Raw genomic sequence first — 21,268 nt, 5'->3', positions numbered from 1 at the left:
TTGCCTGATAAATGACGGGCGCAAAACTGTGCGAGAGGCCAATAAGCTTCAAATCCGCCCAGAAAACGACAAGCATCCCGCCTTAATCCTGATGTAAATACTCAGCTTAATTGAGGTGCTGCGGCCTGTCGGATATGAACGCCGGCCGTGATCTGTTTCGGGGCATATCTTGAAAAATTTACATGGGATGTTTTTGAGCCGCCTGGCTTTGGGAACGGCTGCCGTTGTCTTGATGGCGCCGGTCATGGGCCATGCACAGGAAACGACCGTTCTGCGGGAAATTACCGTTGAGGGGCAGCGTGCGGAAACGGCAACGGGTCCCGTTAAGGGATATGCCGCGAAGAAAAGCGCGACGGGTTCGAAAACCGATACCGATACCAAGGATATTCCCCAGTCCGTATCGGTTGTCGGCCGCCAGGAAATGGACGACCGCGGCGCGGTGACGAAAATCGACGAGGTGCTGCGCTATACACCCGGTGTGACGGCGGAGCCTTTCGGCACGGATCCGGACACCGACTGGATCTATATTCGCGGCTTTCAGGCCACCCAGACCGGTGTGTTTCTCGATGGGCTGAACCTGTTCAGCTACGGTTTCGGCGGTTTTCAGATGGATGCCTACGGGCTCGAGCGTGTGGAGGTTCTCAAAGGTCCCGCTTCGGTGCTTTATGGCGGCGCCAACCCCGGCGGTATCGTGCAGATGGTCCGCAAGCGGACCCAGGACGAACCCGTTCGTGAAACGGAAATCGGCATCAATAATTTCGGCAACGCCTTCTTTGGTTTCGACCTCGGCGACAAGGTCGATGGTGAGGGCGTATGGAAATATCGCGTCACGGGCAAGGTCTCGGGCGGCGATAATTACACCGACTATTCCGAGGATTTGCGCGGTTTCATCATGCCGCAGATCACCTTCGAGCCGGATGCGCAGACAAGTGCCACGCTCTACGGTTATTTCTCGGCGCTGGATCAGGTGCATATCGGCAACGGCTTCCTGCCCTATGTCGGCACCGTGGTCGACGCGCCTTTCGGCAAGCTCGACCGCAAGGCCTTTTATGGTGAGCCGGATATCGATAATGGCCGCGTCTACCAGTCGATGGTCGGGTATGAGGTCAGCCATGAATTCGACAATGGCTGGAAGATCAGCCAGAATGCCCGTTATGGCCATCTCTATAAACACGAGACAGGACCCTATCCGGGCGGCTGGGCCAATGCCGACGCCAATGGTCAGCCGATCCTCGATACCACCACCAACGACTATATGCTGACCCGCTTCGGTTATGACGGCGTGTCGAAGGTCGACAGTTTCGGCGTCGATAACCGTATCGAAGGCCAGTTCGAAACCGGTGCCGTCAATCATTCACTGCTCTTTGGTCTCGACTATAAATATTACCGGCTGGATCAGGTGCAGGCCTGCTGCGGATCGAATGCAATCGGTGCGCTCAACCCGGTCTATGGCTCGACGCAGGGCACCAATTTTGTCTATGCCGACAATATCGTCACGCAGCAGCAGATCGGCATCTATGCCCAGGACCAGCTGCGTTTCGGCGATGGCTGGCTGGTGACGCTGAACGGCCGTTACGATTATGTCGATACGGACCTGAACAACAGGCTGCCGGCAGGCGCCTCCCGCCGCTCCAGTGACGATGCGCTGAGCGGCCGGGCCGGCCTCGCTTATGAATTCGACAATGGCCTGACCCCCTATGTCTCGGCGGCCACCTTCTTCAATCCGCTGATCGATACGCTGGCGGATGGCACTCCCGCCTCGCCGGAGGAGGGGCATCAGTTCGAAGCCGGTATCAAATACGAGCCGACCTTCTTTGATGGCAGCATCACGGCCTCCGTCTTCAAGCTGGTCAAGGACAACGCCATCGTGTCCTATACGGTCGGCGGTGTGACCACGAGCGGCCAGTTCGGGCAGGTGGAATCCACCGGTTTCGAGCTTGAGGCCAAGGCCAATCTTTCCGACAACTGGAAGGCACTTGCCTCCTATTCCTATACCGATCTCGAAATAACCCGCGATGCCAATCCCAACCTGATCGGCAAATCGCCGTGGATCGTGCCCGCCCACACCGCCTCGCTGTGGCTCGACTACGCCTTCACCGATGATACGTTTGAAGGTCTCAGCATTGGCGGCGGCGTGCGCTACCAGGGCAAATCCTGGGCGGATGAGGCAAATACGCTGCGCGTGCCGGATGCCGCCGTCTTCGATGCGGCAGTCCGCTACGAGAAGAACGACTGGACCGCCTCCATCAACGTCGCCAATGTCTTCGACAAGGAATATGTGAAGAGCTGCGCCGGTGTCTCGGTCTGCGGCTGGGGTGATAGCCGCACCATCACCTTCAAGCTTTCCAAGAAGTGGTAAGGCCTGGCCGAAGGCCGGCAGTTGCGGGCGATGCAGTTTGCCACTATAAACATGAATAGTTTTATCATGTTTATAGTGGCGCCATGGCGCCCTGCGGGATCGAGAGGCCATGGCTTTCCGCGTGCGGATGGAAAATGAGATCGAGGGCTTTGCCGTCATCGGCGGCCCGCGCTCAAGGGTTTGGAACGGCATCGTCGCCGATCTCTGGGACGTGCGTTGCGCCCCGAAGGCGGGCGGGCGTTATGTCGGAAAAGATCCGCGTTTCGTTTTCCTGCTGGATATGGACGGGACGGATGACGGCCGGTTCATGATGAACCGCTGCCGCCGCGACAATTACGGTTCGTCCAAGGCGAACCGGATTTCCTTCGTGCCCGCCGATCTGGATGTGCATGCGGAACTGAGCAATGTTTCCTTCGTGCGCCATCTCGACCTGCACTTCGACGCGGGTTTGCTGGGGACGCGCCTGGTGCAGGGGTTTGACCCGCATGGCCTGCTCGATCCGCATCTGATGTTCGAGGATGAGCGCCTGCTGGTGCTGGCACGGCTGATTGCCGCCGAGTGCGATAACCCCGATCCGCTGCACGACCTTTACGGCGAAAGCCTCGTGCTCGCGCTGTTGACGGATTTCCTCAAGGTAAAGCGCGAGCCGGTCAAGAAACGCAGCAAGCTCGCCGCCTGGCAGCTAAGAGCGGCAACCGACTATATCCGCGAACATTGCCTGCGGTCGATCCGGCTGGAGGAACTGGCGGAGCTTACCAACCTGTCGCAATCCCATTTCAGCCATGCCTTCAAGGCATCCACCGGCGTACCGCCGCACCAATGGCAGATGCAGGCGCGCATCGATCGGGTCAAGGACCTGATGATGCGAACCGACATGGCGCTGACCGATATCGCCATCGCCGCCGGTTTTTCCGATCAGGCGCATTTCTCCCGCGTCTTCCGCAAGATGGTTGGCGTTTCTCCCTCCGTCTGGCAGAAAATCCGCCAATAGGCGCGCTTTTTGTTCCATCCCCTTTCAAAAAAATACCGGCCGCGGCGGCTGAAACGCCGCGGAACGATTTGTCAGGCGCAGGGTTTACCAGACGTGACATCCATGAAGAAAATCAAGGAGGAAGACATCATGCTGCATCAGGAACCTCGCGCCGGACAGGACCCCTATGTCAAGGATACGCCGAGCCTCATTGCCAGCGACAAGGTGGAAGGCACACGTGTTTATGGCGCCGACGGCAAGCACATCGGCTCGATCCAGCGCATCATTCTGGAAAAGCGCGGCGGTCGCGTCGCCTATGCCGTGCTGAGTTTCGGTGGTTTTCTCGGGATCGGCGATGACTATTACCCGCTGCCTTGGGAGAAGCTGCATTATGATGAAGAACTCGATGGCTACCGTATCGACCTGACAAAAGAAGAGATCGAAAACGCGCCACACTTCGCCAACCTGGACGATAATGACCTGCTGAACGCCAGGGACCGCAAGGTTTACGACTATTACGGCGTCGCACCTTACTGGATGTAACGCGGGGCGCTACGCGGTCATATCCGGAACAGGAAGGCGCTTCCGGGCCGTCACGCGCCCGGAACAGGATATCAAAAAAACGGCTCCTTTTCAGGAGCCGTTTGCGTTTTATCTCTCTTTAATGCGGGTGTTTCTGCATCTCGGAAACAGCATCGGTGAAGCACCTGCGGGCTTCCTCCGGCGATTTGCGTCCGTCAAGGGCGGCACGGCAGGCGCTTCTGGCTCTCACGAAACTCAATCCGCGAATCTTCGGCCAGCCTTCCGTCAATAATATCAGCGCTTCGAAGGGGCCGGCGATGACACTCTTGCCGTTCGCCTCAAGATTGACCTCGACAGGTTCTGTCCATCTCTCGTTCTTCATCGTGCACCTCCCAGAGCAACGCGATCCCGAAATACACCCGACAGCGGAGCAACCCATGAACGCAGCCGTGTGTCACTGCCGCTTAGGATATGCGCAAGCGGGCGAATTGACAACGGGGATCAACGGAAGCCGAAAAACGACAGGATCGCGAGAACGATGACGACAAGGCCGACGATGTAGATGATCTGGTTCATGATTTTCTCCTTGGCTGGTGTCATCATCATAACGTGAAGGCGAAGACCCGGTTCCAGAAAATCATGAGAATTTAATCACGTACTAAAATGTTGTGGCCATCTCATCGCCCGGGGCGGAGCGTCACTTGCGCAGGATCACCCAGATGGCGTGAATGATGCCGGGAACATAACCGCACAGGGTCAGAAGAATATTGAGCCAGAAATGCAGGCCAAGCCCGACCTGAAGGAATACGCCGACAGGCGGAAGAAGGATGGCGATGAGAATACGGATGACATCCACGATGACAGGGCTTTCCATTTGAGAATGACTTGCCGGTCAACGTCTGGCGGGCGGTTTGGTTTCAAACGCCATTGCGACAGTGGAAGGTGCCTGTGATGGCGAGGGTCACCCGCGCGTAAACAAGGCTGCCGATCGATAAATATTTATGTCAGGGGAAATAAATGGTGCCGCTTACGTGACTCGAACACGTGACCCCGTCATTACGAATGACGTGCTCTACCAACTGAGCTAAAGCGGCCCGAACATGATCCGTCTGTTGCGGATCAGCTTCATGGCGGGCTGATACAGGCAATGCCGACGGATTTCAAGCCTTGAATGCGACGGTTTTGAAAATTCCGCAAAAAGCTTTGCCCGTCCGTTGTTTATGGATGCCTCAGGCCTTTGCGCAGATGCGTTGTCTTGCCGCCTCATATTCGCGCACCAGACGGTCGACGAGGACCGCTACCGGCTCCACCGCCTTGACCGCGCCGATGCCTTGGCCGGCGCCCCAGATATCCTTCCAGGCTTTTGCACCACCGGTTGCGGTTTCGAAGTCCATTTTCGAGGGATCTGCCTCGGGCAGGTTGTCGGGATCCATGCCGGAGGCGACGATCGAGCTTTTCAGGTAGTTGCCGTGCACGCCGGTGAAATAGTTCGAATAGACGATATCCTTGGCCTGGGCGTCGACGATTGCCTGCTTGTAGCCGTCGGAAGCGCGCGCTTCCTGTGTCGCGATGAAGGGGGAGCCGATATAGGCCATGTCCGCGCCCATGGCCTGCGCCGCGAGAATGGAACCGCCATTGGCGATGGCGCCGGCAAGCAGCAGCGGGCCATCGAACCATTCGCGGATTTCCTGAACGAGAGCGAAGGGTGACAATGTGCCCGCATGTCCGCCGGCACCGGCCGCAACCGCGATCAGCCCGTCCGCGCCCTTGCGGATGGCGGACCGGGCATGGCGATCGTTGATGACATCATGAAGCACGATGCCGCCATAGGAATGCACGGCCGCATTGACCTCCGGCACCGCGCCGAGCGAGGAGATCACCACCGGCACCCTGTATTTGACGCAGAGGCCGAGATCATGTTCCAGCCGCCGGTTGGACATGTGCACGATCTGGTTGACCGCAAAGGGCGCGGCCGGACGGTCCGGATTGGCGCTGTTATGGGCGGCAAGCTCTTCGGTGATCATCGCCAGCCACTCGTCCAGCTGGCTTTCCGGCCGCGCGTTCAACGCCGGAAAAGCGCCGATGACGCCGGCCTTGCATTGCGCCAGCGTCAGTTGCGGATGCGAAATGATGAATAGCGGCGACGCTATGACCGGAAGACGCAGATTGTCTTTCAGCACGGACGGCAGCATGTTTCCTCCCATGAATTACGTTTACGCGCACGTAAGCTAATATCGCGTTCGGCAAAGGATTGAAAGCGAAAACAGCGTCGTATCGGCGCCGCGAACCTGCGTTCGCAGTGCCACAATGCATCGATTTTCCCCAAGGCAATCCGGTCTTTATCGCAAACGATGCTTGCGGAGGCGCGGCATAGCCGTTACCGAATCGTAAACCAATGGCGCAACGCCCGCATATTTTTGCAAAGCGCAATAGAACAAGGATCGGTCGTGAGCGGACTGGAAACGGCAATCAGAAATGCTCTGGACAAATCGGACAGGTCGAACGCCGAAGTTCGTGCACGGATTTACCAATCATCTCGTCAGGCGCTGGAAGCGGGCCTGCGCAAACAGGGCATAGATGATCCGCAGGTCGTGGCCCAGCAGCGCCAGCGGCTCGAAAGCCTCATTCATGTCATTGAGAATGAAGAGCGTAACCGGCTTCTGGACAGGGTGGAGCAGCAATTGCGGCCGCCCCAGCCGGCAGACGCAAGCCACGGCGAGGTTTCCGTCGATCCCGTTTCGCAACCGCAGCCGCACGACGCCATGGCCGTCGAGCCGGAACTGCGTGGCGAAACGCGCGAGATGCCGCCGGGTGCCGCCGCCCCGGAGCCCATGAGCGCCGGTCGGCGCAACGCAAAGCCGCCAAGGAGAGGCTCCAGCGCGGGCGACGCCTCGCTGGCTTTCCGCCCTGAAGGTGCGGTTGGCCGCCGCAAGCGCCGCGGGCTTTTCGCCCGGCTTTTCATGTTCGTGACGCTTCTGGCCTTTGTCGGTCTGGGTGCCTGGTGGGTCTATTCGTCCGGCCTCCTGCTGTCACCCGAACAGCGCGACACCAGCGTGCCCAATCCGCCGGCGCAGGTCCAGGCGGAGGATTTCAACGGTGCGGAGCCGGCGCCGAGCCTCTCCGCCGGCCGCGGCTTTTCCGACGATTGGGTGGAACTCTTTAACGCCGAACGCGGCAGCGCCGGAATTTCGGCAGGCCCGCGCGCCACCGTGGAAAACATCGCCACACCCGCCGGGAAAGCGATACGGGTCACCTCGAGAAGCGTCTCGCAGGATGGCGCGGTCAGCCTTGAGGTTCCGGTGGAGGTGATGCGCGACATGGCGGGCAAGTCCTCGACCATATCGATCACGCTGCAATCCTCCAGCGACCGGCAGACGCAGGTTTCCGTCGCCTGTGATTTTGCAACGCTCGGCGATTGTTCGCGCCACCGCTTCACGGCCACGGCCGAGCGTGCGGATATGCTGCTGAATGCGACATTCGAGCGCTCGCTTGTCCCCAATGCGCCGGGGAAAATCTTCATCAACAGCGATATCGATGGCAACAGCCGCCCGGTCAATCTTTATTCCGTGCGTATTCTGCCCGGCCAGTAAGACCGGCGAGAGGTGAGGCAGGCACCCTTGTCAGGGGCGCCTGTCATCATTTTCAGTTCTGCTTGAGAAAGTCCGGACCCGATCCCAGTATCTTGTCGTCGATCTCGCCGATCACTTTCTTGTCCTTGCCGTCATAGTCGAGGGCATTGAGGATGTGGCGGATCAGGTTCACCCGCGCGCGGCGCTTGTCATTGGCGCGCACCACCGTCCACGGGGCGGCGTCGGTGTGGGTCTTTTCCAGCATCTCGTCGCGCTTTTGCGTATAGTCGTCCCATTTCGTCAGCGCCGCTATATCCATGTCCGAGAGTTTCCAGCATTTCAGCGGGCTGTGGCGACGATCGTGGAAGCGTTCGATCTGCGTTTCGCGGCCGATGTCGAGCCAGAATTTGAAAAGATGGATGTCCTCATGGACCAGCATCTTTTCCAGCCTCGGCGTTTCCTTGAGGAACCGCTTGTGCTCTTCCGGAGTGCAGAAGCCCATGACCGGTTCAACCCCGGCGCGGTTGTACCAGGATCGGTCGAAGAGAACGAATTCGCCGGCCGTTGGAAAATGCGAGATATAGCGCTGGAAGTACCATTGGCCACGTTCGGTTTCGGTGGGTTTGGTCAGCGCCACGACGCGGGCGTAGCGGGGGTTGAGATAGGCCCGGGCCGCGAAGATCGCGCCGCCCTTGCCTGCCGCATCGCGGCCTTCGAAAACCGCCATCACCCGCTTACCCGTGGCCTGCAGCCAGAACTGCACCTTGACCAGCTCCACCTGCAGCGCCTCCAGCGTGGCGTCGTATTCTTCCCGCTTCATCTTCTTGTCGTAGGGAAAATCGCCGGCGGAGAGCTTTTTTTCCTCCACCCAGTCGGGAAGAGCGGGATCGTCGATGTTGAAGCTGCGCAGCTTGCCGCCGACGGTGATCTCCACCACCCGCTTCTTCGTGTCTTCGCCCATATTTTCCTCCGGCTGTTGTTGTGTAAAGGCAACTCGCCGCCAATGAGTTCATATCCACCGGCAGAATTCAAGTGAAAGAGGAGGGGTTGGCGGCGGTGCGACGGCGGTGACGATTGCCGCACTGATTTTGCGCATATACGCTGTGGAAAATGCGCGGTGATGAATCTCTGTCATGAAGCTGGCCTATGAGATTTCGATGCGCTGTCAGGTGAAAGTGGAAAGCAGGCTGAAATGGCAGTCATGGAAGGCGATCGTGGATTAAAGCTTTTGGGAAGAAAGCTTGGCCGAAACTGGTTGCCCGTCCTTGTCGTCAGCATGCTGGCCGTCGTGGCCGTTTCGGAACTTCATACGCCCTATATGCCTGCCGTCCTTTGGCTTTGCGCCATCATCGCCATTCTGGCCGTGCGGGAAAGGCCGGCTGCACCGAAGGCGAACGAAGAGGCGGCCGTGGAAGCGGATGAACCGGAGGCGCCGGCGGAAAGCGTCATTTCCGGTGTCAGGGCAGGTCTTGCGGTGCTGGACACGCCGGTTTTCATCCTCGACAAGAATGCCAGCGTGCTGTTTCAGAACGGCGCGGCGGAACGCGCTTTCGGCCAGCTTCCGCCCGGCGCGCATATTTCCGCCCGCCTGCGCTCGCCCGGCCTGCTGGATGTCATCCGTGAAACCATCACCACCGGCCAGCCCAATCAGGTGGAGCATTCGGAGCGGTTTCCCTCCGAGCGGGTCTTCATCGTTCGCATTGCCCGCGCGGATGCGGGGGACACGGCCGGCCCGCCATTTTATATATTGTCGTTCCGTGATGTATCGGAGCTTCGCCGCATCGACCGGATGCGCAGCGACTTCGTTGCCAATGCCAGCCATGAATTGCGCACCCCGCTCGCCTCCCTGCGCGGCTTCATCGAAACCATGCAGGGCCCGGCCCGCAACGACCCGAAGGCGCAGGAACGTTTCCTCGCCATCATGCTGGATCAGGCAACCCGCATGAGCCGGCTGGTGGATGATCTGATGTCGCTCTCGCGGCTGGAGTTGCGGGCGAATATTGCCCCGGACCAGAAGGTCGATCTCGTTCCCGTCATCGGCCATGTGCGCGACGCGCTGCTGCCACTCGCTAATGAGCTGGATGTCGAAATCACCCTGCATCTGCCCGAGCGGCCGGCGGAAGTGCAGGGTGACCGTGACGAACTGGTGCAGGTGTTCCAGAATCTCGTTGAAAATGCCTGCAAATACGGCCAGGAGGGCAAGGTCGTCGATGTCTGGCTGCGCGCCGAGCCCGGCAAGCCGGTGGAAGTGAGCGTCATCGACAAGGGGCCGGGTATTCCCGCCGAACATGTGCCACGCCTGACCGAGCGGTTTTATCGCGTCAGCGTTGCCGACAGCCGCTCCAAAAAGGGAACGGGTCTCGGGCTTGCCATCGTCAAGCATATCCTCACCAGGCACCGCGCCCGGCTCATCATCAAATCGGAATTGGGCAATGGCACCGACTTCACGGTCAGATTCTGACATGAAATATCCGCCTGTCTGTAATTTCGTGAAAATTTATTCATTAAATCAATAATTTAGGTTGTCACAAATCTTTCACTGAAGTGACATAAAAGGATGTGGCTACGGTGGTTAAGAAAAGGTCGCCGAGCGCATGCTTAGAGCGAATGCCGCTATCGGCTGCGTCCACAAACAAGCCCACGACGGGAGAGACAAATGAACTTCGTTAAATTTTCCGCAGCAGCTCTGGTGGCTTCTGTCGCCTTCGCTGGCGCCGCCGCTGCTCGCGACCAGATCCAGGTTGCCGGTTCCTCCACGGTTCTGCCCTACGCCAAGATCGTTGCCGAAACCTTTGCTGAAACCTTCCCGAACTTCAAGGCTCCGGTCGTTGAGTCCGGCGGCACGGGCGGCGGTCTGAAGGCGTTCTGCTCCGGCGTCGGCGAAGGCACCATCGACATCGCCAATGCTTCGCGCGCGATCAAGAGCGACGAACTGGCCGCCTGCAAGGCAGCTGGCGTTGCCGACGTTCAGGAAGTGAAGATCGGTTACGACGGTATCGTCTTCGCAATGGACTCGTCCAACAAGGACCTCAAGCTGGAGCCGAAGGATCTTTACCTCGGTCTGGCCGCTGAAATCGTCAAGGACGGCAAGCTCGTTGCCAACCCCTACAAGAAGTGGTCGGAAATCAACAAGGAACTGCCTGACGTAGCGATCGCCGCTTACATCCCGGGTTCCAAGCACGGCACGCGCGAAGTCTTCGAAGAGAAGATCATGGCTGACGGCTGCAAGGAAGCCGGCGCCACCGACGCCATCAAGAAGATCGTCACCGATGCCAAGCAGGCTGCTGCAAAGTGCATCGCTGTCCGTAAGGACGGTGCTGCGGTTGACATCGACGGCGACTACACGGAAACGCTGGCCCGCATCGACGCCAACAAGACCGGTCTCGGCGTTTTCGGCCTCGCTTTCTATGAAAACAACGCTGACCGTCTGAAGGTTGCAACTGTTTCGGGCGTTGCTCCGTCCACCGAAACCGTCGCCAGCGGCAAGTACCCGGTTTCCCGCCCGCTGTTCTTCTACGTGAAGAAGGCTCACCTGGGCGTTATCCCGGGCCTCAAGGAATATGTCGAGTTCTTCGTTTCCGACGAAATGATCGGCCCGGATTCCCCGCTCGCCAACTACGGCCTGGTTGCTGCTCCGGACGCAGAGCGCGAAGAAATCCGCGCGAAGTTCGCCGCCGGCTCCACGATGTAATATGGATGAGGGGCGCGGCCTGCCGCGCCCCTCGTTTCGCTCCGGTGCCTTTCCGCTTCGGCGATTGTCTCCGGTTGACAGTTCCCATCCATCGCCGTCCACATGATTGTTTATGGATTACAGATGGATAGGATGTATCAACCTTGACGCTTGCCAGACTTTGATACAGTCAGACGGCAAGCATCTCCGGATGGTCCAGCGGTCTCGTTTTGATGACTTTTTGATTTGCCCGATATCGCACCGTGCTCTTGAGGCACGCCGAGGGAACTCTAATGAACACATCGATCCTTTTGCTGATACTGGCGCTGATCGGCATCGGCAGTTATCTGCTCGGTAGCCGCCGTGCCGTTGCCCTGTCTGGCGGGCGCCCCGCCAGCATGCATTCCCGCGCCGGTTATCACGGTTCTTATGCAGTCGTCTGGGCGGTTTTGCCCGCGGCGTTCATTCTCGGTGCCTGGCTCATTGTCAGCCCGCTGATCGTCACCTCGGCGGTACGCGGCAATTTTCCTGAAGACGTGCGCGCCCTGCCTGAAGCCCAGCAGAGCCTGACCTATGGCATGGTGACCTCCATCGCCCGCGGCCTGCAGCGGCTGACGGCGGAGGAAGTCGCACAGGCCGATGCGGATACGGCTGCGGTAAGGCCGCTTCTGGCATCCAAGGGCGTGGCGATCGCCGGTGACCCTGAGCGTTTCATGGTCGATGCCGCCCATACGCTGAACGCCATGACCTCCACCAGCCGCATCGCCATGATCGCCATCGTTCTGGTAACTGCGCTTGGAGGCGCCGCCTATGCGCTGCGTTCGATTGCTCCGCGCTTCCGGGCGCGCAACAAGGTCGAGAGGGTTATTCTCGCTTCGCTGCTCGTCGCCTCGTCCATCGCGATCCTGACGACGATCGGCATCGTCCTGTCGATGCTGACGGAAGCCATCCAGTTCTTCACCATGGTTCCGGCGCACCAGTTCTTCTTTGGAACGGTGTGGGATCCGCGTTTTGCGGCGGCTGGTGCAACGGACTCGTCCGGCCAGTTCGGTCTGATCCCGCTTCTCGCCGGCACGCTCTATATCGGTTTCGTCGCCATGCTGGTTGCCGTGCCGGTCGGCCTGTTTTCGGCGATCTACATGTCGGAATACGCCTCGCCGCGGCTGCGCTCGGTGGCGAAGCCGCTACTCGAGGTGCTCGCGGGCATTCCCACGATTGTCTACGGCTTCTTCGCGCTGACGACGGTCGGGCCTTTCCTCAGAGACATTTCCACGCAGATCAGCGGTCTCACGACGGGCAACTACGCCAATTTCATCCAGGCACAGAGCGTCATCACCGCCGGCTTCGTCATGGGCATCATGCTGATCCCCTATGTCTCGTCGCTGTCGGACGATATCATCACCGCCGTGCCGCGTTCGCTGCGCGACGGTTCGCTCGGCCTTGGCGCCACGCGGTCTGAAACCATCAAGAAGGTCATCGTTCCCGCCGCTCTTCCCGGCATCGTCGGCGCGGTTCTGATGACGGCATCGCGTGCGATCGGCGAAACCATGATCGTGGTTCTCGCCGCCGGTGTTGCAGCCCGCCTGCAGCTCAATCCGTTCGAACCCATGACCACGGTGACGGTCAAGATCGTCAGCCAGCTGACCGGCGACCTTGAATTCACCTCGCCGCAGACGCTGGTTGCCTTCGCGCTCGGCATCACGCTTTTCGCCATCACGCTTTGCCTGAATATCTACGCGCTTTACATCGTGCGCAAATACCGGGAGCAATATGAATGACCGACATCGTTTCTCCCGCAGCCGGCGCCGCCGTCAACAAGGCCACCCGCCGTGATATCGGCATCAAGCGCCGCTATGCCGCCGAACGTCGCTTCCGTGCTTACGGAATGGCAGCGATTTCCTTCGGTCTCATCTTTCTCTTCCTGCTGCTTTTCTCGGTGGTCTCCAAGGGTTACACCGCCTTCCAGCAGACGATGATCACCGTTCCGGTCGAGTTCTCAGAACAGATCATCGATCCGAAAAATGAGCGCGCCACCAACCCGGCGAAGCTGATGACGGCGAATTATCCCGTCATTGCCCGTGATGCGGTCGCCAAGGTCCTTGGTGTTGCGCCGACGGATCGTGCCGGTCTTCGTGCCGTCAACCTCCTGATCTCGGACAGCGTGCGCACGCAGCTTCGCGACATCGTCGTCGCCGATCCCGCCGTCATTGGCACAACGCGCACCGTCACGCTTCTGGCGTCGGGCGACGTCGACAGCGCCTTCAAGGGCCAGGTCGACCTGACGGCGGATGAAGCCAATCGCCGTATCTCGAACCAGCAACTCGGCTGGATGAACCAGCTCGCCGAAAGCGGGCAGCTCGGCAAGCACTTCAACACCGGCATCTTCGTCAACGGCGCTTCGAGCCGTCCGGAAGCGGCGGGTGTGGGCGTGGCGCTGATCGGCTCCTTCTACATGATGCTGATCGTGCTGGTGTTGTCGCTGCCGATCGGTGTCGCAGCCTCGATCTATCTCGAGGAGTTCGCGCCGAAGAACCGTCTGACGGACCTCATCGAGGTGAACATCAACAATCTCGCGGCTGTTCCCTCCATCGTTTACGGTCTGCTCGGCCTCTCCGTCTTCATCAACTTCATGGGCTTTCCCCGTTCGGCCTCGCTGGTCGGCGGCCTTGTCCTGACGTTGATGACCCTGCCGACGATCATCATCGCCACGCGCGCGGCATTAAAAGCCGTGCCGCCGTCGATCCGTGCGGCGGCGCTCGGCCTTGGCGCTTCAAAGATGCAGACGATCTTCCACCACGTCCTGCCGCTCGCCATGCCCGGCATTCTGACCGGCACCATCATCGGCCTCGCCCACGCGCTGGGCGAAACGGCGCCGCTGCTCTTGATCGGCATGGTGGCATTCGTTGCGAATTACCCGACAACGCCGATGGATCCGTCCACGGCACTGCCGGTGCAGATTTACATGTGGGCGAACGAAGCCGAACGCGCCTTTGTCGAAAGAACATCTGGCGCTATCATCATCCTGCTTTTGTTCCTCATCGTCATGAATGTTGGCGCAATCCTGTTGCGTCGCCGCTTCGAACGGCGCTGGTAGAGGGAGATTGAGCAATGAACATGTTGTCGGAAGCAGCAGTTGAAAAGGCGCTGGACAAGAAAATGAATGAAGTTTCATACAAGATGATCGGCAAGGATGTTTCGGTTTATTACGGCGAGAAGCGCGCGCTTTACGACGTGAACCTCAACGTCCGAGAAAACACAGTGACCGCGCTGATCGGCCCGTCCGGTTGCGGCAAGTCCACATTCCTTCGGACCCTCAATCGCATGAACGACACGATCGATGGCTGCCGGGTCACTGGCAAGATCACGCTCGACACCGACGATATCTACGACCAGGCGATCGATGTGGTTGAGCTGCGCGCGCGCGTCGGCATGGTGTTCCAGAAGCCGAACCCGTTTCCGAAGTCGATTTACGAGAACATCTCCTACGGCCCGCGCATCCATGGTCTGGCCCGCAACAAGGCGGATATGGATCAGATCGTCGAACACAGCCTGCAGAAGGCCGGCCTGTGGAACGAGGTCAAGGACCGTCTCCAGGAATCCGGCACCGGCCTTTCCGGTGGCCAGCAGCAGCGCCTTTGCATTGCACGCGCGGTTGCCGTCAGCCCGGAAGTGATCCTGATGGACGAGCCCTGCTCGGCGCTCGATCCGATCGCGACCGCCAAGGTCGAGGAGCTCATCCACGAACTGCGCGCCAACTACACGATTGTCATCGTCACGCACTCCATGCAGCAGGCAGCGCGTGTTTCCCAGCGCACAGCCATGTTCCACCTTGGTCATCTTGTCGAGGAAAACGAAACGGACAAGATGTTCACCAATCCGGATGACCAGCGCACGCAGGATTACATCATGGGCCGCTTCGGCTGATTTCCGGCCGGCGCTTTATCGAAACCGAACAAGACTGGTGCCTCTGCCGTGCCCCGCTGGTGTGCACGTGCATGAAGGCCAAGCCGGAGGATCAGACCGTGACACAGACAACGACCCATTCGCATATTCTGTCCGCCTATGACGAGGAATTGAAGTTCCTGACCCGCCGCATCGCCGAAATGGGCGGTCTGGCCGAGCAGATGTGCGCAGATGCGGTGCGCGCGCTCGTCAATTCCGATGCTGCCCTGGCGCAGAAAGTCATTTCCGATGACACGATCCTCGACCATTCCGAGCGTGAGATCGGCGACAAGGCCATCGTCACCATTGCCAGAAGACAGCCCGTTGCGGCCGATCTTCGCGAAATCATCGGCACCCTGCGTATCGCCGGTGATCTCGAGCGTGTTGGCGACCTCGGCAAGAACACCGCCAAGCGGGTGATCGCGGTTGCCGGCACCGGCGTGCCGCGCAAGCTTGCTCGCGGCATCGAACACCTGTCCGAACTGGCGCTGGTGCAGCTCAAGGAAGTGCTCGACGTCTATTCGACACGTTCCGCCGAGAAGGCCAATGCCATTCGCGAGCGTGATGAAGAAATCGACGCCATGTATACGTCGCTCTTCCGCGAGCTTCTGACCTACATGATGGAAGATCCGCGCAACATCACCACCTGCACGCATCTCCTGTTCTGCGCCAAGAACATCGAGCGTATCGGCGACCATGCCACCAATATCGCCGAGACGATTTATTACATGACCACCGGCAGCCAGCCGGAGGGAGAGCGTCCGAAGGACGACAGTTCCAACACGCTCGGTTCGGTGACCGAGTAACAGACAAGCAGAAGCTTGTGGAGTTAGTATATGGTGCCCAAGATTGCAGTTGTGGAAGACGAGGAAGCGCTGAGCGTCCTGCTTCGTTACAATCTCGAGGCTGAGGGATACGACGTCGACACGATACCCCGTGGAGACGAAGCGGAAATCCGGCTGCAGGAACGTATTCCTGATCTGCTCATCCTGGATTGGATGCTGCCCGGGGTTTCCGGCATCGAACTGTGCCGGCGGCTGAGAATGCGGCCGGAAACCGAGCGGCTGCCCATCATCATGCTGACGGCGCGCGGTGAAGAAAGCGAGCGCGTTCGCGGTCTTGCCACCGGTGCGGACGATTATGTCGTCAAACCGTTCTCGACGCCGGAACTCATGGCCCGCGTCAAGGCGATGCTGCGTCGGGCTCGCCCCGAGGTTCTCTCATCGGTGCTGAAATGCGGCGATATCGAACTGGATCGCGAAACTCATCGCGTTCACCGCAAAAGCCGCGAAGTGCGCCTCGGCCCGACGGAATTCCGCCTACTGGAATTCCTGATGACCTCTCCGGGCCGGGTGTTTTCCCGCTCGCAACTGCTGGATGGCGTCTGGGGTCACGACATCTATGTCGATGAACGCACTGTCGACGTGCATGTCGGCCGTCTGCGCAAGGCACTCAATTTTTCGCATATGCAGGATGTCATCCGCACCGTGCGCGGTGCCGGATATTCCATGGAAGCCTGACCGCAGCCGTACTGAAGGCCTCGGTCAGGATACATTCGCCCAAAAATCGAAAGGCCCGATACCATTGCGGTGTCGGGCCTTTCGATTTTGGACTTTTCTCAAAAGCGGCATTTCAATCTTCGGAGCGCACGATCGACGACCGGTTGATATCCGGATTGTGGCGCGAGGTCTGACGGCGATGGAGGAAAGGGCCGGTACTCCATTGGTGCATCGCTCCCCGGAACGAGCCTGCCTTTGCCATAAAAAAACGGGCCCGAAGGCCCGTAGTTTTTGAGTGCTGAATGCGTGCCGCAACACTCAAGCCTTGCGGCGCTCGCTCACCGGCTGGTAGGCGAGTTTCGCATGGAACTTGCAATAGGGCGAAGATTCCAGCGCTTCACAACCGCAGAAATGGAAATCATCCTTCAGCGGATCGCCAACCGGCCATTTGCAGGTGCGCTCCGTCAGTTCCGTCAGCGTCAGGCGGCGGGAAATCGGCGTAACGACGTTTCTGGAGGGAGCGTAATCGAGAACTTCAGCAGTCTCGATGTCGATCTCCTCATGGAGAGCCGTTGCCGCGTTCGAGCGGTTCAGAGCGCGTGCCGGTGCCGCGCTGACGCGAGCCGCGAAATTCGTTGCGCGCGGGGCAGGGGCGGCGGTGCGCTTGGGCGCGGAGCGCGCCGACGTGACCGGGCCGCCAGCCTTGACGCGTCCCGGCAAGTTGAGGCGATGCACCTTGCCTATCACGGCGTTGCGGCTGACGCCGCCCAGCTGTGCTGCTATCTGGCTGGCGCTCAGTCCTTCGGCCCACAATTTCTTGAGTTTCTCGACCCGCTCGTCTGTCCAGTTCATGCCGCTTCTCCGCTTGTCGCGTATATTTCGACAGAATCCCTCTCCGTCTCGCGAGACATGCCGCGAGCGTGGTTTCCGCCGGATTTTAGGTGACTAGTTCCGCCGCAATGCAGTCTAGTAATTAGCGATTAACCTAGTGCCAGCCCGACTCCGTGGCAAGAGTCGCGGGAATCATCTGGAATCGATTTTCCGGTTTTCCCCAACTTGCTGGCGAGTTGAGTCTGAAAGGCAACACCTTGGGGCTCGGTTGCGGCCACATACTAATGCTTGAGAAGCCCGGGAAACGCGGACTTTTGTTGACATCGGCAAGCGAAGTGACAATAGTGCCCCTGCCGCCGCAAGGCGGCATTTTTGATTTTCAGGCGAGGGATAACCCTCGAAGCCTATTGACAACCGTCTGACAGCGCATCCGCGCAAGGAGTGATACAGCCATGGCCGAAGCCGCCGCGCCATTGTTCGATACATTTGCAAGAGCCCCCCTGCGTTTCGAGCGCGGCGAAGGCGTCTGGCTGTTCACGGAAAGCGGCGAGCGATATCTGGATTTTGCGGCAGGCGTCGCGGTCAACTCGCTGGGCCACGCCCATCCGCATCTCGTGGAGGCGATCAAGACGCAGGCCGAGAAGGTCTGGCATGTTTCGAACCTCTATGAAGTGCCGGGGCAGGAAAAGCTTGCCAGACGGCTGACGGAAGCAACGTTCGCGGACAAGGTCTTCTTCACCAATTCCGGCGCGGAAGCGCTGGAATGTGCCATCAAGACCGCGCGCCGTTATCATTATTCAAAGGGCCATCCGGAAAAATTCCGTATCGTCACCTTCGAAGGCGCCTTCCATGGCCGCACGCTGGCGACCATCGCTGCCGGCGGCCAGCAGAAATATCTGGAAGGTTTCGGCCCCAAGGTTGAAGGTTTCGATCAGGTTCCCTTCGCCGATGTCGACGCGCTGAAGGCGGCCATCACGGACGAGACGGCGGCGCTTTTGATCGAGCCCATCCAGGGCGAGGGCGGCATTCGCGCGCCCAGCAAGGAATTCCTGCAACTCCTGCGCGGATTGTGCGACGAGCACGGCCTGCTGCTGATCTTCGATGAGGTCCAGACGGGCGTTGGCCGCACGGGCAAGCTGTTTGCCTATGAACAGACGGGCGTCGCGCCCGATATCATGGCGGTCGCCAAGGGTATCGGCGGCGGTTTTCCGCTCGGTGCGTGTCTGGCGACGGCGGAGGCCGCTTCCGGCATGACGGCCGGTGTGCATGGCACCACCTATGGCGGCAATCCGCTCGCCATGGCGGTTGGCAACGCCGTGCTGGACGTCGTTCTCTCCGAGGGCTTTCTGGAAAAGGTCCGGGATGTCGCGCTGGTCTTCCGCCAGGGCCTGGCTTCGCTGAAGGATCGTTATCCTGACGTGATCGAGGAAATCCGTGGCGAAGGCCTGCTTCTCGGCATCAAGGCCAAGGTGCCCTCGGGCGAACTGCTGCAGGCCATGCGCGCGGAGCACCTGCTTGGCGTGCCGGCGGGTGACAACGTTATCCGCCTTCTGCCGCCGCTCGTCACCACGGCTGAAGAGGCCCGTGAAGGGCTGGCACGTGTGGAAGCGGCTGCCGCTTCCCTCACGGCGAAACAGGCGAAAATCGCCTGAAACCAATCTAGGGCGGGCCTCTGTCGGAGGCTCGCAAGCATGGGACAGTTTGAAATGGCTTCACCAAAACATTTTCTCGACCTTTCGGCCGTCGGTCCGGAGGATCTGCGGACGATTCTTGATGATGCGCGCGCGCGCAAGATTGCCACCAAGGCCGGCACGGCTGAAAAGCCGCTTGCCGGCAAGATGCTGGCGATGATCTTCGAAAAGCCGTCGACCCGAACCCGCGTTTCCTTCGATGTCGGCATGCGCCAGCTCGGCGGGGAGACGCTGTTCCTGTCGGGCACGGAAATGCAGCTCGGCCGGGCGGAAACGATCGGTGATACGGCCAAGGTGCTGTCGCGCTATGTCGACGCCATCATGATCCGCACCACGGATCATTCGCGCCTGCTCGAGCTTGCCGAACATGCCACGGTACCGGTCATCAACGGCCTGACGGACGACACCCATCCCTGCCAGATCATGGCGGATATCCTGACTTTCGAGGAACATCGCGGTCCCGTCAAAGGCAAGACAATCGCCTGGACGGGTGATGGCAACAATGTGCTGCATTCCTTCGTGGAAGGTTCGGCGCGTTTTGGTTACCGCATGGCAATGGCGGTACCGATGGGTTCGGAACCACATGACAAGTTCCTGAACTGGGCGCGCAACAATGGCGGTGAGATCGCGCTGTATCATGATGCCGACAAGGCGGTGGCGGGCGCCGATTGCGTCGTTACCGACACCTGGGTATCCATGAACCAGGAGCACAAGGCACGCGGCCATAATATCTTCCAGCCTTATCAGGTGAATGAAGCGCTGATGGCCAAGGCCGACAAGGATGCGCTGTTCATGCACTGCCTGCCGGCGCATCGCGGCGAGGAAGTGACGGACGGCGTCATCGACGGGCCGCAATCGGTTGTCTTCGATGAGGCGGAAAACCGGCTTCATGCGCAGAAATCCGTCATTGCCTGGTGCATGGGCATCATCTGACGGTTCTTGAGGTTGAGGGCGCCCGTCCGGCGGGTGCTTGAACTTCATCGTGCACATTACCATCTGTGGGACTTCGAAATGGCTCGTTGGCTTTAGCCGACGGGCCGCAATCACGATTTGCACGATTTTCTCCGGAGGCGGTTTCGCTTCCCGGATCTCTGTGCGACAAGCGGAAAAAGCACTTTATAAAGCCGGACTTTTGGACGGTAGCGGCGCGACGGCTGCGCCAGGGAGTTATGATATGGCAGAAGTAACGGTTGAACTGGACGATCTCGTTCTTGCTGGAGACGACAAGGTTGTACCCTTTCAGGTCGAAGGTCTGGATGTGCGCGGCCGCGCCGTGCAGGTGGGGCCGCTGTTGAACGCCATTCTGGAGCGGCACGACTATCCCGCGGTGGTTGCCCGCCTGCTGGCGGAAGCGACGGTTCTGACGGCGCTGATCGGCACATCCCTGAAATTTTCCGGCAAGCTGACCGTGCAGACCAAGGGTGATGGTCCGGTGGACCTTCTGGTGGCCGATTTTACCGCGCCTGAAAGCATGCGCGCCTATGCCCGTTTCGACGAGGAGCGGCTGGCGGAGGCGGTTGCGGCCGGCGCAACCTCGCCGGAGCAATTGCTGGGCACCGGCATTCTGGCCTTCACCATCGATCAGGGTACGGGCATGCAGCCCTATCAGGGTATCGTGCCGCTGGATGGCTCGTCGCTGGAAGAAATCGCCGGCGTCTATTTCCGTCAGTCGGAACAGCTTCCAACCCGTGTGCGTCTCGGTGTCGCCGAGTTCTTCGATCGCGACGGCGAAGGCAAGCCACGCCATGGCTGGCGCGCGGGCGGCATTATCGCCCAGTTCCTGCCGCAGGCGCCGGAACGCCTGCGCAAGCGGGATCTCCACGGCGGTGACGGCGACGAGGGCGGTTACGAGGCGCTGGAAGATGATGCCTGGACCGAGGCTGTGACCCTGCTGAACACGGTGGATACCGATGAGCTGACGGACCCGCAGGTGCCGGTGGAGCGTCTCCTGTACCGGCTGTTCCACGAGAGTGGCGTGCGTATATACGATCCGCAGGTCATTCTGGATCGTTGCAGCTGTTCGCGGGAAAAAATCAAGGGCGTGTTGTCAGGCTTCACCGCCGAAGAGATCAAGGCGAGCGAGGAAGACGGCGCGATTGCAGTCACCTGCGAATTCTGCTCGACAACCTATCGTTACGATGTCGGTGAATTTGAGAATGCCTGAATGAAGAAGCCGCGCTCCTGGGGGCGCGGCTTTGTGCCGGCTCTATGGAGC

General features: G+C 59.7%; 19 protein-coding genes and 1 tRNA gene. 14 read left to right on the top strand and 6 right to left on the bottom strand.

The window, feature by feature from the left end; translation table 11 throughout:
* The first annotated feature begins 169 nt into the window (after positions 1-169).
* The 3 genes from JZX88_RS02280 (at position 170) to JZX88_RS02270 (ending at position 3,872) form a co-directional block, all read left to right on the top strand.
* Positions 170-2,359, top strand: coding sequence for a TonB-dependent siderophore receptor (locus JZX88_RS02280; protein ID WP_174028815.1), 2,190 nt, complete (start codon positions 170-172; stop codon positions 2,357-2,359).
* 109 nt (positions 2,360-2,468) lie between these two features.
* A complete protein-coding gene (locus JZX88_RS02275) occupies positions 2,469-3,350 on the top strand; it encodes an AraC family transcriptional regulator (protein ID WP_206912400.1) in 882 nt (293 codons plus the stop codon).
* Positions 3,351-3,479: 129 nt separating this feature from the next.
* Positions 3,480-3,872 (top strand): PRC-barrel domain-containing protein, encoded by a 393-nt coding sequence (locus JZX88_RS02270; protein ID WP_065116116.1) that lies wholly within the window; start codon positions 3,480-3,482, stop codon positions 3,870-3,872.
* 118 nt (positions 3,873-3,990) lie between these two features.
* Here the strand turns inward: JZX88_RS02270 and JZX88_RS02265 are convergent, their stop codons facing one another.
* The 4 genes from JZX88_RS02265 to JZX88_RS02250 form a co-directional block, all read right to left on the bottom strand.
* Positions 3,991-4,233: a DUF982 domain-containing protein gene (locus tag JZX88_RS02265; protein WP_110755581.1), complete on the bottom strand. Its 243-nt coding sequence runs from the start codon at positions 4,231-4,233 to the stop codon at positions 3,991-3,993.
* Between the two features lie 315 nt (positions 4,234-4,548).
* Positions 4,549-4,707 carry a YqaE/Pmp3 family membrane protein gene (locus JZX88_RS02260; protein ID WP_046799460.1) on the bottom strand — a complete coding sequence of 53 codons (159 nt, stop codon included), beginning with the start codon at positions 4,705-4,707 and terminating at the stop codon, positions 4,549-4,551.
* A gap of 162 nt (positions 4,708-4,869) precedes the next feature.
* Positions 4,870-4,945: transfer RNA gene (locus JZX88_RS02255), tRNA-Thr, on the bottom strand.
* A gap of 135 nt (positions 4,946-5,080) precedes the next feature.
* Positions 5,081-6,043: a nitronate monooxygenase family protein gene (locus JZX88_RS02250; protein WP_206912398.1), complete on the bottom strand. Its 963-nt coding sequence runs from the start codon at positions 6,041-6,043 to the stop codon at positions 5,081-5,083.
* Positions 6,044-6,298: 255 nt separating this feature from the next.
* Here JZX88_RS02250 and JZX88_RS02245 point away from each other — a divergent pair, with 255 nt between their 5' ends.
* Entirely contained in the window at positions 6,299-7,441 is a 1,143-nt protein-coding gene (locus JZX88_RS02245; RefSeq protein WP_206912396.1) for a hypothetical protein, read from the top strand.
* Positions 7,442-7,493: 52 nt separating this feature from the next.
* Here the strand turns inward: JZX88_RS02245 and ppk2 are convergent, their stop codons facing one another.
* Positions 7,494-8,381 (bottom strand): polyphosphate kinase 2, encoded by an 888-nt coding sequence (gene ppk2 / locus JZX88_RS02240; protein WP_065114772.1) that lies wholly within the window; start codon positions 8,379-8,381, stop codon positions 7,494-7,496.
* A gap of 231 nt (positions 8,382-8,612) precedes the next feature.
* On the opposite strand from ppk2, the gene phoR reads away from it, so the two are divergent.
* From phoR to phoB, 7 genes are all read left to right on the top strand, one after another.
* On the top strand, positions 8,613-9,881 hold the full coding sequence (gene phoR, locus JZX88_RS02235) for a phosphate regulon sensor histidine kinase PhoR (protein WP_110755578.1): 1,269 nt from the start codon (positions 8,613-8,615) through the stop codon (positions 9,879-9,881).
* Positions 9,882-10,076: 195 nt separating this feature from the next.
* Positions 10,077-11,111 (top strand): substrate-binding domain-containing protein, encoded by a 1,035-nt coding sequence (locus JZX88_RS02230; RefSeq protein ID WP_065114774.1) that lies wholly within the window; start codon positions 10,077-10,079, stop codon positions 11,109-11,111.
* A gap of 272 nt (positions 11,112-11,383) precedes the next feature.
* Entirely contained in the window at positions 11,384-12,868 is a 1,485-nt protein-coding gene (gene pstC / locus JZX88_RS02225; RefSeq protein WP_142855278.1) for a phosphate ABC transporter permease subunit PstC, read from the top strand.
* A complete protein-coding gene (gene pstA, locus JZX88_RS02220) occupies positions 12,865-14,184 on the top strand; it encodes a phosphate ABC transporter permease PstA (RefSeq protein WP_110755576.1) in 1,320 nt (439 codons plus the stop codon). The genes pstC and pstA overlap by 4 nt, the downstream gene beginning before the upstream one ends.
* A 14-nt stretch (positions 14,185-14,198) precedes the next feature.
* The gene (gene pstB, locus JZX88_RS02215; protein ID WP_065114777.1) at positions 14,199-15,014 is read left to right on the top strand and encodes a phosphate ABC transporter ATP-binding protein PstB; all 816 of its coding nucleotides are present in this window, start codon (positions 14,199-14,201) and stop codon (positions 15,012-15,014) included.
* A gap of 98 nt (positions 15,015-15,112) precedes the next feature.
* Positions 15,113-15,838, top strand: a complete 726-nt coding sequence (phoU, locus tag JZX88_RS02210; RefSeq protein WP_077767836.1) for a phosphate signaling complex protein PhoU — start codon at positions 15,113-15,115, stop codon at positions 15,836-15,838.
* A gap of 30 nt (positions 15,839-15,868) precedes the next feature.
* Positions 15,869-16,552 carry a phosphate regulon transcriptional regulator PhoB gene (phoB, locus tag JZX88_RS02205; RefSeq protein ID WP_003493692.1) on the top strand — a complete coding sequence of 228 codons (684 nt, stop codon included), beginning with the start codon at positions 15,869-15,871 and terminating at the stop codon, positions 16,550-16,552.
* A gap of 297 nt (positions 16,553-16,849) precedes the next feature.
* Here the strand turns inward: phoB and JZX88_RS02200 are convergent, their stop codons facing one another.
* Positions 16,850-17,383, bottom strand: coding sequence for a GcrA family cell cycle regulator (locus JZX88_RS02200; protein ID WP_065114779.1), 534 nt, complete (start codon positions 17,381-17,383; stop codon positions 16,850-16,852).
* Positions 17,384-17,814: 431 nt separating this feature from the next.
* Between JZX88_RS02200 and JZX88_RS02195 the strand changes: the two genes are divergently transcribed.
* The 3 genes from JZX88_RS02195 to JZX88_RS02185 all read left to right on the top strand — a co-directional run bounded on the left by JZX88_RS02195 (position 17,815) and on the right by JZX88_RS02185 (position 21,217).
* Entirely contained in the window at positions 17,815-19,014 is a 1,200-nt protein-coding gene (locus JZX88_RS02195; protein ID WP_065114780.1) for an aspartate aminotransferase family protein, read from the top strand.
* 54 nt (positions 19,015-19,068) lie between these two features.
* Positions 19,069-19,986, top strand: a complete 918-nt coding sequence (argF, locus tag JZX88_RS02190; RefSeq protein ID WP_065116117.1) for an ornithine carbamoyltransferase — start codon at positions 19,069-19,071, stop codon at positions 19,984-19,986.
* Positions 19,987-20,227: 241 nt separating this feature from the next.
* A complete protein-coding gene (locus JZX88_RS02185) occupies positions 20,228-21,217 on the top strand; it encodes an Hsp33 family molecular chaperone (RefSeq protein WP_077767681.1) in 990 nt (329 codons plus the stop codon).
* Positions 21,218-21,268 lie beyond the last annotated feature (51 nt).

This window comes from Agrobacterium sp. OT33, from assembly GCF_017313365.1.
Classification (GTDB): domain Bacteria; phylum Pseudomonadota; class Alphaproteobacteria; order Rhizobiales; family Rhizobiaceae; genus Agrobacterium; species Agrobacterium rhizogenes_A.
Note: the sequence above shows the minus strand (reverse complement) of the source record. Positions and strands in the feature narration are given on the sequence as shown.

What these genes read in the sequence shown, in the direction of transcription:
- pstB (WP_065114777.1), top strand. Translation starts at nt 14,199, where the DNA reads ATGAACATGTTGTCGGAAGCAGCAGTTGAAAAGGCGCTGGACAAGAAA.
- JZX88_RS02230 (WP_065114774.1), top strand. Translation starts at nt 10,077, where the DNA reads ATGAACTTCGTTAAATTTTCCGCAGCAGCTCTGGTGGCTTCTGTCGCC.
- JZX88_RS02275 (WP_206912400.1), top strand. Translation starts at nt 2,469, where the DNA reads ATGGCTTTCCGCGTGCGGATGGAAAATGAGATCGAGGGCTTTGCCGTC.
- ppk2 (WP_065114772.1), bottom strand. Translation starts at nt 8,381, where the DNA reads ATGGGCGAAGACACGAAGAAGCGGGTGGTGGAGATCACCGTCGGCGGC.
- JZX88_RS02195 (WP_065114780.1), top strand. Translation starts at nt 17,815, where the DNA reads ATGGCCGAAGCCGCCGCGCCATTGTTCGATACATTTGCAAGAGCCCCC.
- JZX88_RS02200 (WP_065114779.1), bottom strand. Translation starts at nt 17,383, where the DNA reads ATGAACTGGACAGACGAGCGGGTCGAGAAACTCAAGAAATTGTGGGCC.
- phoB (WP_003493692.1), top strand. Translation starts at nt 15,869, where the DNA reads ATGGTGCCCAAGATTGCAGTTGTGGAAGACGAGGAAGCGCTGAGCGTC.
- pstC (WP_142855278.1), top strand. Translation starts at nt 11,384, where the DNA reads ATGAACACATCGATCCTTTTGCTGATACTGGCGCTGATCGGCATCGGC.
- argF (WP_065116117.1), top strand. Translation starts at nt 19,069, where the DNA reads ATGGCTTCACCAAAACATTTTCTCGACCTTTCGGCCGTCGGTCCGGAG.
- pstA (WP_110755576.1), top strand. Translation starts at nt 12,865, where the DNA reads ATGACCGACATCGTTTCTCCCGCAGCCGGCGCCGCCGTCAACAAGGCC.
- phoR (WP_110755578.1), top strand. Translation starts at nt 8,613, where the DNA reads ATGGCAGTCATGGAAGGCGATCGTGGATTAAAGCTTTTGGGAAGAAAG.
- JZX88_RS02270 (WP_065116116.1), top strand. Translation starts at nt 3,480, where the DNA reads ATGCTGCATCAGGAACCTCGCGCCGGACAGGACCCCTATGTCAAGGAT.
- JZX88_RS02185 (WP_077767681.1), top strand. Translation starts at nt 20,228, where the DNA reads ATGGCAGAAGTAACGGTTGAACTGGACGATCTCGTTCTTGCTGGAGAC.
- JZX88_RS02250 (WP_206912398.1), bottom strand. Translation starts at nt 6,043, where the DNA reads ATGCTGCCGTCCGTGCTGAAAGACAATCTGCGTCTTCCGGTCATAGCG.
- JZX88_RS02265 (WP_110755581.1), bottom strand. Translation starts at nt 4,233, where the DNA reads ATGAAGAACGAGAGATGGACAGAACCTGTCGAGGTCAATCTTGAGGCG.